The sequence below is a fragment of the Candidatus Pelagadaptatus aseana genome (assembly GCF_040362265.1).
Taxonomy (GTDB): domain Bacteria; phylum Pseudomonadota; class Gammaproteobacteria; order Pseudomonadales; family Cellvibrionaceae; genus Pelagadaptatus; species Pelagadaptatus aseana.
Genome location: NZ_BAABNJ010000011.1, coordinates 40,042 through 53,546 on the forward strand (window position 1 = coordinate 40,042; position 13,505 = coordinate 53,546).

General features: G+C 55.8%; 12 protein-coding genes. 8 read left to right on the top strand and 4 right to left on the bottom strand.

Annotation, left to right across the window (positions count from 1 at the left end):
• The first annotated feature begins 34 nt into the window (after positions 1-34).
• Together ACPXV9_RS15020 and ACPXV9_RS15025 are read left to right on the top strand one after the other, a co-directional pair.
• On the top strand, positions 35-1,207 hold the full coding sequence (locus ACPXV9_RS15020) for an acyl-CoA dehydrogenase family protein (RefSeq protein ID WP_423898731.1): 1,173 nt from the start codon (positions 35-37) through the stop codon (positions 1,205-1,207).
• Positions 1,208-1,371: 164 nt separating this feature from the next.
• Positions 1,372-3,738, top strand: coding sequence for an enoyl-CoA hydratase-related protein (locus ACPXV9_RS15025; protein ID WP_423898734.1), 2,367 nt, complete (start codon positions 1,372-1,374; stop codon positions 3,736-3,738).
• 37 nt (positions 3,739-3,775) lie between these two features.
• On the opposite strand, the gene ACPXV9_RS15030 is transcribed toward ACPXV9_RS15025, so the two are convergent.
• Together ACPXV9_RS15030 and ACPXV9_RS15035 are read right to left on the bottom strand one after the other, a co-directional pair.
• Positions 3,776-4,087, bottom strand: a complete 312-nt coding sequence (locus ACPXV9_RS15030; protein ID WP_423898736.1) for a c-type cytochrome — start codon at positions 4,085-4,087, stop codon at positions 3,776-3,778.
• Positions 4,088-4,194: 107 nt separating this feature from the next.
• Positions 4,195-5,346: a GNAT family N-acetyltransferase gene (locus ACPXV9_RS15035; RefSeq protein WP_423898739.1), complete on the bottom strand. Its 1,152-nt coding sequence runs from the start codon at positions 5,344-5,346 to the stop codon at positions 4,195-4,197.
• Between the two features lie 87 nt (positions 5,347-5,433).
• Here ACPXV9_RS15035 and ACPXV9_RS15040 point away from each other — a divergent pair, with 87 nt between their 5' ends.
• The 4 genes from ACPXV9_RS15040 (at position 5,434) to ACPXV9_RS15055 (ending at position 9,943) form a co-directional block, all read left to right on the top strand.
• Positions 5,434-6,357, top strand: coding sequence for a hydrogen peroxide-inducible genes activator (locus ACPXV9_RS15040; protein WP_423898740.1), 924 nt, complete (start codon positions 5,434-5,436; stop codon positions 6,355-6,357).
• Positions 6,358-6,359: 2 nt separating this feature from the next.
• Complete coding sequence (gene recG / locus ACPXV9_RS15045) at positions 6,360-8,456, top strand: ATP-dependent DNA helicase RecG (RefSeq protein ID WP_423898741.1); 2,097 nt, start codon at positions 6,360-6,362, stop codon at positions 8,454-8,456.
• A gap of 89 nt (positions 8,457-8,545) precedes the next feature.
• Positions 8,546-8,764: a hypothetical protein gene (locus tag ACPXV9_RS15050; protein WP_423898744.1), complete on the top strand. Its 219-nt coding sequence runs from the start codon at positions 8,546-8,548 to the stop codon at positions 8,762-8,764.
• Between the two features lie 15 nt (positions 8,765-8,779).
• Positions 8,780-9,943: an HDOD domain-containing protein gene (locus tag ACPXV9_RS15055; RefSeq protein WP_423898747.1), complete on the top strand. Its 1,164-nt coding sequence runs from the start codon at positions 8,780-8,782 to the stop codon at positions 9,941-9,943.
• A gap of 71 nt (positions 9,944-10,014) precedes the next feature.
• Here ACPXV9_RS15055 and ACPXV9_RS15060 read toward each other — a convergent pair whose 3' ends face one another.
• Together ACPXV9_RS15060 and ACPXV9_RS15065 are read right to left on the bottom strand one after the other, a co-directional pair.
• Positions 10,015-11,271, bottom strand: coding sequence for a dicarboxylate/amino acid:cation symporter (locus tag ACPXV9_RS15060; protein ID WP_423898750.1), 1,257 nt, complete (start codon positions 11,269-11,271; stop codon positions 10,015-10,017).
• A 187-nt stretch (positions 11,272-11,458) separates the two neighbouring features.
• Positions 11,459-11,752 carry an HU family DNA-binding protein gene (locus tag ACPXV9_RS15065; protein ID WP_423898803.1) on the bottom strand — a complete coding sequence of 98 codons (294 nt, stop codon included), beginning with the start codon at positions 11,750-11,752 and terminating at the stop codon, positions 11,459-11,461.
• A 208-nt stretch (positions 11,753-11,960) separates the two neighbouring features.
• Between ACPXV9_RS15065 and ACPXV9_RS15070 the strand changes: the two genes are divergently transcribed.
• Both ACPXV9_RS15070 and ubiA read left to right on the top strand, forming a co-directional pair.
• Positions 11,961-12,518, top strand: coding sequence for a chorismate--pyruvate lyase family protein (locus ACPXV9_RS15070; RefSeq protein ID WP_423898753.1), 558 nt, complete (start codon positions 11,961-11,963; stop codon positions 12,516-12,518).
• A gap of 72 nt (positions 12,519-12,590) precedes the next feature.
• Positions 12,591-13,460, top strand: a complete 870-nt coding sequence (ubiA, locus tag ACPXV9_RS15075) for a 4-hydroxybenzoate octaprenyltransferase (protein WP_423898755.1) — start codon at positions 12,591-12,593, stop codon at positions 13,458-13,460.
• The last annotated feature ends 45 nt before the right edge of the window (positions 13,461-13,505 follow it).

Here is a 13,505-nt window from a genome sequence, read left to right on the forward strand (position 1 = left end):
TGACGGTGTGGCCGCAAGATCAGAGAGAAAGACTATGAGTACCCAATTTGATGACCTGCAAATGAAAAGCCCTTTTTACACCGAGGAGCACAACCAATGGCGTGAACAATTGCGTCGCTTCGTTGATAAGGAAATCACCCCTTATGTGGACGAGTGGGAAGAAGCAGGTGAAGTACCGCTGGAACTGTGGCCCAAGGCGGCCGAAGTGGGCTTGCTGCAAATGGGGTACCCCGAAGCCTATGGCGGTATCTCCGAGGGCATCGATGCTTTCCACGGCATCATCGCTTCCGAGGAAATTGCCCGCTGTGGTGCCACCGGTATCTCGTCATCGTTGATGGTGCACAGCATTGGCCTGCCGCCGGTGGTCAACTACGGCAGTGACGCCATGAAAGAAGCAGTGATACCCGCCGTTCTGGCCGGTGAGAAACGCATTTCTCTGGGGATTACCGAGCCCGGCGCCGGTTCCGATGTGGCCAATATCAGCACCACAGCCAAACGCGAGGGCGACTACTACATCGTCAATGGTTCCAAGACCTTTATTTCCGGAGGCACCCGCGCCAACTGGCTGACCACCGCGGTGCGCACCGGCGGTGATGGCATGGGCGGTATTTCCCTGTTGCTGATCCCGATGGACGCTGAGGGCGTTTCCTACACCAAGCTGGATAAGAAGCAGGGTTGGTGGTGCTCCGATACCGCCACCATCTATCTGGATAACGTCAAGGTGCCGGTGGAAAACATCATCGGTAAGGAGAACGAAGGCTTCCTGCCGATTGTCCACAACTTTAATAAAGAGCGTTTAGCGATTATTTCCCTGTCGCTGGGGGCAGCCAAGACCTGTATGGAAGAGGCGGCCGGTTGGGCTCAGGATCGCAAGACCTTTGGCAAACCGCTGTCCAAACATCAGGTGATTCGTCACAAGTTTGCCGAGATGCTCAAGCGCATCAACGCCACCCAGGCCTACATGGATCTGTGTGCCTGGCAGATGGACAACCACTGCCTGAAGATCGAAGACATTTCCATGTGCAAGGTGCAGGCCACCGAAACCATGGAGTTCTGTGCCCGCGAGGCGATGCAGGTCATGGGCGGTATTTCCTATATCCGCGACTGCAAAACCGAGCGCCTCTATCGCGAGGTTCGAGTGATGGCCATCGGTGGTGGTTCTGAGGAAATCATGCGCGATCTGTCCAGCCGCCAGCTGGGGCTTTAAGTAGCCGGGCCTAAAAAGAGATCCTTCGCTGACGCTTATTGCCATGGACGGCATGTATGCCTGAAATGCAGGAGCAATTTCAGGTCAGGATGACATTTATTGATACTTGTCATTCTGACGACCGGAGGGAGGAAGAATCTCTCTCAAAATTACGAGAAATTAATATGACCAATGTAAACGACAATACCCCGATCATTGTGGGCGTAGGCCAGGTCACCGAGCAGGTGCCGGAAGATATTACCCAGGCTTCATCCCATGCCGATCTGGCGGGGCAGGCGGCCAGCGTGGCGCTGCAGGATGCCGGTGATTCAGGCTTAGCCGATCACATTGACACCATCGCCTGCGTGCGCACGTTTGCCGATTCCACCCCGACCTGGGCCTGCCCGTTTGGCATGCCCAATAATTTCCCGCGGGCGGTGGGCAAGCGCATTGGCGCGGATCCGAAGCAGGCCATCTATGAAATCGTCGGTGGCCAGTCACCGCAGAAACTGGTGGGCGAGTTCTTTACCAAGCTCCATGCCGGACAGTGCGAACTGGTATTGCTCGCCGGGGGCGAGGCCATGGCCAATATCAAGGTGGCCGGCAAACAGAAGGTAAAACTGGACTGGCGCGAAACCCACGAAGGTCAATTGGAAGACCGTGGTGTCAGCGACGGCAACCACCTGCTGACCCGGTTGGAGTTCGAGCACAAGCTGATGCAGCCGATGCAGTTTTACGGCTTGATGGAACAGGCTCGCCGCGGTGATCTGCAGCAGGACCTCGGCAGCTACAATCGCGATATGGGCGAGTGTTTTGCCAGTCTGTCGCAGGTAGCCGCCGCCAATCCCTATGCCATGTACCGGAAGGGCTATGACGCTGAAACCCTGATTACCGCGACCGACAGCAACCCGCTGCTGGTGTCGCCTTACACCAAACATCTGGTGGCCAAAGACGGCGTCAATCAGGCCGCAGCCCTGTTGCTGACCACCGTGGGCAAAGCCCGGGAACTGGGCATTGCTGAATCCAAGTGGGTCTACCTGCATGGCTACACCGATACCAAAGAGCGGGTCATGCTCGAGCGCGCTCACATTGGCCATTCCAAGGCCATGGAGCAATCGCTGCTGGGGTCGCTGCAACAGGCGGGCAAAACCAGCGCTGAGATCAAGCATCTGGATATCTACAGTTGTTTCCCCATTGTGGTGTCGGAAGCCAAGGACATTCTCGGCATCGCCAATGACGATCTTCGCCCACTGACCCAGACCGGGGGGCTGTCGTTCTTCGGCGGGCCTGGCAACAACTACACTATGCACGGCATTGCCTCGCTGGTGGAGACGCTGCGGGCCGATCCCGGCAGCTTTGGCATGGCCTATGGCAACGGCGGCTGGATGTCCAAACACTCCACCGGCATCTATTCCACCACGCCGATCAGCGACTGGCAGCCCAGTGACAGCCGCCCATATCAGGCGCTGGTGGATGCCGATCCCAAGCCGGAGATCGATTACGCCCCCGAGGGTGAGGCGGTACTGGAGGCGTATACCGTCAACTACTTCAAGGGCAATCCGCTGAACAGTGTGGTGATTGGCCGTCTGGTGGGCAGTGGCAAGCGCTTCTATGCCCTCAACCCCTTCCTCGACAGCGATACCCTGCAGCAGACCCTGGCTGGTGACTGTCTGGGTAAAACCATCTATGTCGAGCCGGATCCCCGGGGCAATCGCTACGCCTACAGTCGCGATCAGCTGTCGAAGTTCTCTCCCGCGGAGATCGATACCTTTCAGGACAGTTACGAGTACGCCAAGGTGGAGCGCGATGGCCCGATTCTCACCGTTACCATCAATCGACCCGAGGCGCGTAATGCGTTGAACCCTCAGGCCAATGAAGAATTTCAGGGCATTTTCAACGCCTATGAAAAAGACCCGGATCTGTGGGTGGCAATCATTACCGGCGCCGGTGAGGCCTCTTTCTCGGCGGGTAACGACATGAAGTACCTGGCCTCTGGCCAGGAAATGTGGATTCCCAAAACCGGCTTTGCCGGATTAACCAATCGCGTCAATCGCAGCAAACCGGTGATTGCCGCGGTCAATGGTCTGGCCCTGGGTGGTGGTCTTGAGATCGCTATGGCCTGCGACATGATTGTTGCCGCAGATCACGCCCGCTTTGGCTTGCCCGAAGTGAAAATGGGATTGTTTGCCGGTGCTGGAGGCGTCCAGCGATTGCCCCGTCAGATTGGGCTGAAAAAAGCCATGGAGTTGATGCTTACCGGGGCGGATATTGACTGTGATGAAGCCCTGTCTCTGGGGCTGATCAACTACGCCGTGCCATCAGCGCAGTTGCTGGATAAGGCCATGGAATTGGCTCAGGCAATCTGTCAGGCCTCGCCCATGTCGGTACGCAGCACCATGGAATTGCATAATAAGACGGCCCATCTCGCCAGTGCCGATGAAGCTGTCACCATGCCCCATACGGTGTTTGATAATCTGCTTAACAGTGAGGATTTCTTTGAAGGATCGGCGGCCTTTGCTGCCAAGCGCAAGCCCAACTGGAAAGGCCGCTAAGCGGCTGCAGCATGGGTGACCTTGATGGGCACCCGTCTCAGTGCAGTTCGTGCTTGATGTAGCGGGCAATCTTCATGCGCTGTTCGTAATTCAGTCGCGGGCTGGAAGGCATTCTGTTTTTGCCTTTCAGAATCTGTTCGCTGATTTCATGCTCGGTCAAGTCAGTCAGGGCCACGGAGGGCACACCCTTTAAAAAATTGCCGGCGCCCGACGCTTTATGACACTGGGCACAGTGCATTTCAAACAGGTCCTGCCCGGTCAGATTTTCCGCTGTGGTGCTGATGCTCTTGGTGTTGCAGCCTGCCAGCAGGGCAACCGTGGCGATCAATGTCAGGGTGCGAATCAACATGATGAATACCTCTTCCCAGTTTCTGTTCTGGCCACTTTCGTTGCTTGCTGTGGGTGGCTCTGGTGTTAAGGCATATTGTCGAGTCTGTCAGCCAATTTGGCTGTGTGCTAAGGCCCCTGTGATGTGTGTTTAAACGGTAGGCTCTGCCGGCATTGCTGTTGGTAATCGAGGATGGCATCCGCCTCAGAGGCGAGAAATGGGCCGATTGCCTGTTGGAAGGCCGGTTCGGTGAGCCAATGGTTGGAAAAGGTCAGTATGGGCTCAAAGCCGCGCTGAATCTTGTGCTCGCCCTGAGCGCCGGGATCAAAGCGCTGCAAGCCTCGCTCAATCGCAAACTCTATGCCCTGATAGTAGCAGGCTTCAAAATGCAGGCCCGGTACTTCCCGGTGGCAGCCCCAGTAGCGGCCGTAGAGGCAGTGGTCATCAAAAAAGCACAGGGCCGCTGCGATTCGCTGCCCCTGTTGGTAGGCCATCACCATCAATAACTGCTCGCCCATGGCCTGACTCAGGCGTTGAAAAAAATCCCGGTTGAGATAGCCGGTTGCGCCACTGCGCTTGAGGTAAGTGGTGTGGTAAAACTGATAGAAGGCGTCCCAGTCGGCGTCGGTAATATCGTTGCCGGACAAGCGGCGCAGACTCACCTGAGCGGTTTGAACCTGTTGCCGCTCCTTGCGCAGATTCTTGCGTTTGCGTGAGCTGAAGGTTTCCAGAAAGTCGTCAAAACTGGAATATTCCCGATTAAACCAGTGAAACTGACAGCCCTGACGCTGCTGCAACTGGCATTCGGTCAGCCGCTCACTCAGCGTCTGCTCGGTAAACAGACAGTGCAAGCCACTGATGCCCTGCTGTTGGCAGTGAGTCTGTAAAAACGCCATCGCCTGTGCCACCGCGTTGGCCGGGGCATCCGGGGTGTATGCCAGCCTCGGGCCTGTGGCTGGGGTAAAGGGGATGGCGTTGACCAGCTTCGGGTAGTAGGTCAGCCCATGGCGGCGATAGGCGTCGGCCCATGACCAGTCGAAAACATACTCACCCCAGGAGTGCTGTTTCAGATACAGGGGCATGGCAAATGCCGGTTTGCCATTCACGCTGCCAATCAAGTGCTGTGGTTGCCAGCCGCTGTCTTCACTGGTGCAGGCGCTGGCTTCCAGTGCCGCCAGAAAACGATGCTGCACAAACGGGTAGCGGGTCTGCCAGAGGTCATCCCAGGCATCGGCGCTGATGTCATCCATGCTGTGCAGTAGCTTAAATTCGATGCCCATAAATTCTATCTTTGCTGTACATTTAATAGTTTTCGACAATAATTGCCTGTGACAGAATAGTGCCTGATTTTGGCAGGAAGCAAGACCATGACCCTCAATGAATTGCGTTACATCGTTACCTTGGCACAAGAGCAGCACTTTGGCCGCGCCGCGGAGCGCTGTTTTGTATCGCAGCCGACACTCAGTATCGCGGTCAAAAAGCTGGAAGAGGAGCTCGGTACCCCACTGTTCGAGCGTTCCAAGAGCCGGGTTCAGACCACCCCGCTGGGTGACAAGATCGTCGCCCAGGCGCAACTGGTACTGGAGCAGACCGCGCGCATCAAAGAGATTGCCTCCGAGGGCAAAGGTCAGTTGATCAGCCCGTTAAACGTGGGCGCCATCTTTACCATTGGCCCCTATCTGTTCCCTCACTTTATTCCGCAGTTACAGCGCATGGCGCCAGAAATGCCACTCTACGTCGAAGAGGGTTACACCGCTACCCTGCGCCAGCGACTGCGCAAGGGCGACCTGGATGCCATCATCATTTCCCTGCCCTTCACCGAGCCGGATGTGGTGACCCTCAATCTGTATGACGAGCCCTTTGTGGTATTGATGGATCACAATCACCCGCTGGCCGAGAAACAACGCATTCACCCGGAAGATCTCAACGACCACGATGTGTTGCTGCTGGGCGAGGGGCATTGTTTCCGCGATCAGATTCTGGAGGCCTGCCCCAACCTGCAGCCGCGACTGGAAAATCGCGCCCACACCCGCACGGCAGCCGAGGGCAGTTCCCTCGATACTCTGCGCCATATGGTGGCGTCGGGGCTGGGCATTACCATTCTGCCCCATTCAGCGGCGCTGGCTTCCCACTATGCGTCGGATATTCTGGTGACTCGCTCCTTTGTGGACCCGGTGCCGACGCGCACGGTCGCTTTGGCCTGGCGAGCCAGCTTTCCCCGTCACAAAGCCATCGATGCCCTGAAAAAAGCCATTGTTCAGTGTGACTTTTCCGATGCTGAAGAGGTATAGCTTTGGCTCCCAGCGCTAAGCCCCAGAGCCCGGCCCTGTCGCAGATTGATATCACCGTATTGAAAGGCGTGGGTTCACAGCTGGCGGAAAAGCTGTCCCGGATCAATATCCACAGTCTGCAGGATATGTTGTTCCACCTGCCGCTGCGCTATATGGATCGCACCCGGGTAACCCCCATCGGCGCCCTGCAGCCCAATCAGGATGTGGTGGTGGAGGGTGAGGTGCGCGGCTGTGATGTGGTGTTTGGTCGCCGTCGCAGTCTGATGTGCCGCCTGCAGGACAACAGCGGCTTGATCACCATGCGCTTCTTTCACTTTTCCGGGGCGCAGAAGCAAAAGCTTCAGCCCGGAACCCGGCTGCGCTGTTTTGGTGAAGCCCGACGCGGGGCTTCGGGTCTGGAGTTATATCACCCCGAGTACGAGTTTATCGATGGATCCGATGCAACGGCGTTGGAGTCGACCCTGACCCCGGTGTACCCGGCTGCCGAGGGTTTGACCCAGCAGCGCCTGCGTGGGTTGGCCTTGCAGGCACTGGGGCTGATCAACGATTACCGCATGGAAGATTTACTGCCCCCCGCATGGTGCACCATTGCCGGGGCTGCCAGTCTGACCGACATGCTCAATTATTTGCACCACCCGCCGGCGGATGCACCGCTGCAGCAACTGGCCGACGGTACCCACCCCTATCAGCAGCGCTTGGCCCAGGAGGAATTGCTGGCCCATCACCTCAGCATGCAGAGACTGCGGCAAAAAATGCAGGCGCAGCAGGCCCCTGTGCTGGCCAGCCCTGATGAGCTGATACAGCGTTTTAAAACCCAGCTGGCTTTTGAACTCACGGGCGCGCAACAGCGGGTAGCCCGGGAAATTGCCACCGATCTGGCCAAGCCCTACCCGATGCTGCGTCTGGTACAGGGTGATGTTGGCTCCGGCAAAACCGTAGTGGCGGCGCTGGCCGCATTACAGGCGGTGGGCAGCGGTCGTCAGGTGGCGGTGATGGCACCGACAGAAATTCTCGCCGAGCAGCATCGCATCAATTTCAGTGCCTGGCTGGAGCCACTGGGGATTCAGGTGGGCTGGCTCAGTGGTAAGCAAAAAGTAGCCCAGCGGCGCGAGCAACTGGCGCTGGTCGCCTCGGGCGAGGCTCAGGTGGTGGTAGGCACCCACGCCCTGTTTCAGGATGAGGTGGTGTTTGCCGATCTGGGGCTGGCGATTATCGACGAACAGCATCGCTTTGGGGTGCATCAACGTCTGGCGCTGCGGGAAAAATCCTCCGGGCATCAGGCCCATCAGTTGATTATGACCGCCACTCCGATTCCCCGTACTCTGGCCATGAGCGCCTACGCCGATCTGGATTGTTCGGTGATCGATGAATTGCCTCCCGGAAGAACACCGGTGACCACCGTGGCCATCAGTCAATCGCGACGGGATCAGGTGGTGGAGCGGGTCCGTCACGCCTGCCTCGAAGGGCGCCAAGCCTATTGGGTGTGCACCCTGATCGAGGATTCCGAAGCCTTGCAGGCGGCCGCTGCCGAAGATATGGCCGAAACCCTGCAGCTGGCTTTGCCGGAGTTACAGGTGGGTCTGGTTCATGGTCGCCTGAAGCCGGCTGAGAAAGAGGCCTGCATGACGGCGTTCAAACAGGGGGATTTACATTTACTGGTGGCCACCACCGTCATCGAGGTGGGGGTGGATGTCCCCAACGCCAGTCTGATGATCATTGAAAATCCCGAGCGGCTTGGATTGGCGCAATTGCACCAGTTGCGCGGCCGTGTCGGTCGGGGCAGTCAGGAAAGCCACTGTGTGTTGCTTTACGGTGAGCAGTTATCCCAGCACAGCCGCGAAAGGCTTAAGGCCATGCGCGAAACCAGCGACGGCTTTGCCATTGCCGAGATTGATCTGCAGTTGCGTGGCCCGGGTGAAATGCTGGGAACCCGCCAAACCGGTGAAATGCGTTTTCGCATGGCGGACCTGCAGCGCGATCAACAATTGCTGGAACTGGTAAAACCACTGGCTCAGAAGCTGCAGCAGGAACTGCCTGAGCGCATCGACCCGCTGATCCAGCGCTGGTTGGGACAGGCGGAAAATTACGCCAGCGTCTAGAAATTGAGACTTTTGCATTTGCGGTGGGTGAATCCGGTGCATTAGTATGTATTGATCGTTGTATAAAAAGAATCAGTTAGGAGATCCCTGTGTCACCACCTGTCAGCGTCAAGCAGCTACTTGAGTCTCAAGGTATCAATTACCGGATGGTGAATTACGTTGCGTCAGAGGATTACGATCAACCCCTGCATGCCCACAATCTGCGTCGCAAAGGCGCTGCGAAATCGACCATTTTGCAGGACGAAGCCGGCCGCATGATGTTGATACTGTCCGCCGATTCATTGCTCGATCTGGACCTGGTCAAATAGCAGACCGGTCGAGATATGAGTGCTGCCCGGCCGGAAGAAATAGAGAGTTTCTGTCGCAAACACAATCTGCAAGCCATCCCGGCGTTGCCGAATCTGGCGGGGATGGAAACACTTATCGATGAAAGTCTGATGAATCAGCCTCAGGTGTTTCTCGATTCCGGTGTCAGTGACGGCGTATTGGAAATCCCTCAGGACCAATTCAAACGTATGGCGGAAAAAGCCAAGGTCTGTGAAATTGCCATACCTCTGGGGCCTTTGCATCAGGCCCATCACGATGGTTGCACCGAAGCAAAGCTCACTTCGGCGGTGGAAAAATTTACCACGTTGCGAATCAAGCAGCGCCTGGAAGAAACGTTGGAGCTGCCGCCCCTGCCGGATACGGCACAGAAAATTATCAAGTTGCGAGTCGACCCGGAGGCGGATATCAGCGATCTGGCGAATATCGTTGAAATGGACCCGAGTCTGGCGGCTCAGGTGGTGAGTTGGGCGTCGTCGCCCTATTACTCTGCCCAGGGTGAAATCAAGTCGATCCACGACGCCATTGTCAGGGTACTGGGCTTTGATATGGTGATGAACCTGTCTCTGGGTCTGGCTCTGGGCAAAACCCTGAATATGCCGAACGACAGCCCTCGCAATTCAACTCCTTACTGGGAGCAGGCGGTTTACACTGCCGCACTGTTGGAAGGGTTGGTTACTGCACAACCCCGCGAAGATCGATTGGGGTTTGGTATGGCCTATCTGGCCGGACTGCTGCACAACTTTGGCACCCTGATTCTGGCTGAGGTATTTCCACCCTATTACAGTTCGATTTGTCGTCACATTGAAGCCAATCCGCACGTGCCCAGCTATATGATTGAACAGCACATTCTGGGTGTGTCCCGTGAGCAGATTGCCGGTTGGTTGATGAAACTGTGGAATATGCCCGATGAGGTGGTCACCGCTCTGCGTCACCAGCATCATCCCGAATACGAAGGTGAAAACAGCGGCTATGCCAAGATGCTGTTTGTGGCTCAGCGGTTGCTGCAGGAACACGACATCGGTCAGGGTTCCCACCTGGAAATTCCCAATTTTATCTACCGCGAACTGCACCTGAATCGCGAAAAAGCACTGGCGACAGTTGAGAACATTCTCGCCTCTTCCGATGACCTGGGTGAAATTGCCAATCAGTTGAACAGCTAAGGAAGCGTTGTATTCCACCTCACACAAAAAAGCCGGAGCAGATGCCCCGGCTTTTTTGATCCGATTTGAAATCAGTCTCTCTGATTAAACACGGCCTCGTCCCAGCTGTCTTCACTTTTGGCAACCACCAGACTCACCATGGAATCGCCGGTAACGTTAACCGCAGTACGCAGCATGTCGAGCAGGCGATCCACGCCAATGATCATGGCAATGCCCTCAACCGGCAGCCCCACCTGTTGCAGCACCATGGCCAAGGTAATCAGGCCAACACCCGGGACGCCAGCGGTACCCACGGAAGCCAGGGTGGCGGTCAGTATCACAGTGAGGTAACCGCTCAAGCCAATGTCCACCTGGTACGCCTGGGCAATAAAAGCAGTAGCAACGCCCTGCATAATGGCGGTGCCGTCCATATTGATGGTGGCCCCCAATGGCACGGTAAATGAAGCAATGCGATTGTCGACGCCCAACTTCTCTTCGGCTGTGCGCAAAGTGATGGGCAAGGTAGCGTTACTGGATGCGGTGGAGAAAGCAAAGATGACCAGTTCTTTCAGGTGTCTGAAAAAGTCGATGGGATTGATCCCGGCCAGCAGTTTTAACAGCAAACCGTAAATCAGTAAGCCGTGCATCAACAACACCAAGACAACGGTGAAGAAGTATTTACTCAGCTCAAGTATGGCGTCGGCGCCCAATTCCGAAAACAGCTTGGCCAACAGGCAAAAGATACCGTAAGGGGCCAGATCCATCAGAATGCTGACCATCTTCATGGTCACGGTATTCATGTCGTGAAAGATGGCGCTGACCCGCTTGCCGGTCTCACCACAGTTAGCGACGGCAATACCCATCAACAAGGAAAAAACGATGACTTGCAGCATATTGCCATCGGCCATGGCCTTGAAGGGATTGCTTGGGAAAATATCGACGACCACCTCTTTCAGCGGCGGGGCTTCTTGAGGAGTGAAGTTTACGGCCTCACCAAGGCCGATATCCTGACCGGGTTGGATCAGATGACCAACGGTCAGAGCCAGGCCAATCGCCAATGCGGTTGTCGCCATGTAGAGGGTCAGGGTCTTGGCGGCCATGGCGCCCATCCGGGCATTGCCCCCCAGCTGGCTTGCGCCGCACACCAGAGAGATAAACACCAGAGGGACAACCAGTAACTTCAGTGAGGCGACAAAAATGCGGCCGATGGTATCGAACAGGCCGTGAATTACGAATTCATCGATCCAGGAATTGACGGTTTGGGCCAGCAGATCACGGCTGATATTCAGCAGGATACCAACAGCAAGGCCAAGAACCATGGCCAGCAAGATACGTTTTGTCAGACTCATATTGTTTTCTTAATGATTTAAAGCGACGGAAGGGTTTGAGGGTTCTGCCGCCGGGAAGTTCGAATTAATTGCCCCACGGACGTGAGGTCACAGAATAGAAATAGCAGAAATTTGATCTGCCTGCCTTAAAACACAGGTTAAAAGCGGCCTTTTTGGTTTTTGTGTAGCCGCTTTGTTTGTTGTTTGTTCAGTTGTTGACGGCATCCTTCAGGGCTTTGCCTGGTTTGAAGCCTACTGAGTTGCTGGCGGGTATCTGAATGCTTTCACCGGTTTTGGGGCTGCGGCCGGTGCGGGCGCTGCGATGTCGCTGGCTAAATGAGCCAAAGCCCACCAGATTGACGGCTTCGTCGCGGCTCAGGGTATTGGTGATTTCTTCGAAAATGACGGAAACGATATCGTTGGCTTTGGCCTTGGGCAGATCGGTTTTTTCTGCGACAAAGTCAGCCAGTTCGGTTTTATGCATGGGAAAATCCTTCTCTATGCGTGGCCGGCAAGTGATTTGCCAGATGGGTTTTTGTTATTATCGCTGACATTAAACCAAGAGCACCGAAGCCGGTAAAGTAATTTGTTGGTGGCAAACGGTGCAAACAGGCCTATTAACAGCCAGATCGATCGTTTTGCTGACGAAGGGTACGAAACGCCTGCAAACCAAGTAAAACATCAGGCAGTCGACCTTAGAGAAAGTCATTTTGTCTCACTATATCCCCTCTGCGTACAGCTCTTCATGGCGCCCGGCGGCCGCGCTGATGGGCCATGTGTCTGCACCACTGAAACGCTGGTTGCTGGACAAGGGCTCATTGACCGAGCGTCTGTTGCACCGGTTCACCGGTGAGTTCTCTGTCGAGGTACTGTCTGAGCGCTGGGGCACGGCCAGTGCCGATGAGGCCCGGGTACTGGGACTGGGGTTACGCGATCGGGTGTTGATTCGTGAAGTGTTGCTGTATGGCGGAGGACAGCCCTGTGTCTATGCCCGCAGTATATTGCCCTCCAGTTCCCTAACCGGTCGCTTAAGAGTCCTGACTCAGCTGGCCAATAAGCCGCTGGGGGCGTGGCTGTTTAAGCAACCGGATTTGCATCGCGATCCGATCGAGGTGGCCGATTTCAGTTTGCCCCAGTCGCCGTTGCCGCCGATCATCAAATCCCATAGCCCTGGCTGGGGTCGCCGCTCGGTATTTTATGTGGATAACCGCCCGATCCTGGTGGCGGAGATCTTTCTGGCTCCGCTGCAAAAGGCCATCGAAAACTGATCTGGCTTTTGCTGGTTGCTCTCGGTTAAGGTTCACCCTCTTTCAATTTTCTCGCCCAACAACGAGACCTTTATGACAAAGAATGTTGCCCAACGCTGGCCCCTCTACTGGAAGCTGATGCGGTTTGATCGCCCCATTGGTATTTTGCTGTTGCTGTGGCCAACCTTGTGGGGCCTGTGGCTGGCTGCCGATGGGGTTCCGCGACTGGATGTTTTTATTATTTTTGTGTCGGGCGTGGTACTGATGCGAGCCGCCGGCTGTGTCATCAATGACTACGCTGATCGCGATATTGATGGTCACGTCAAGCGTACCAAAGATCGCCCCATTGCCAGTGGCCAGGTGGCTCCTCGTGAAGCGCTGTTGCTGTTTGCCGTATTGGTTACACTGGCTTTTGTGTTGGTGCTGTTTACCAATCGGCTGACTATTTTGTTGTCGCTCGGCGGTGTCGCACTGGCGGCCTGTTATCCTTTTATGAAACGCTATACCCACTTGCCTCAGGTGGTTCTCGGTGCGGCGTTTTCATGGAGTGTGCCCATGGCGTTTGCTGCGCAGATCAATGAGGTGCCGCCCCACAGCTGGTTGTTGTATGTGGCGGTGGTGTTATGGACGGTGGTTTACGACACCTTTTATGCCATGGTGGATCGCGATGACGACATCAAAATCGGCGTGAAATCTACCGCGGTATTGTTCGGCGATCAGGATCGGGTCATTACCGCTGGCTTGCAGCTGATGACACTGGTATCCCTGTTGATGGTGGGACAGCGATTTGAGCTGGGCACCTTTTACTATCTTGGCCTGCTGCTGGCGGCCGCCCTGTTTGCCTATCAGCAATTCCTGATCCGCTATCGTCATCGCGAGGAGTGCTTTAAGGCCTTTCTTAATAATAACTGGGTGGGCATGGTGATCTTTGCCGGTATTGCCATCGATCGTGCTGTGCACTGAGACCGTCCTCATAACCACTGAGAATGGATTGCCGGGGATTTTGCT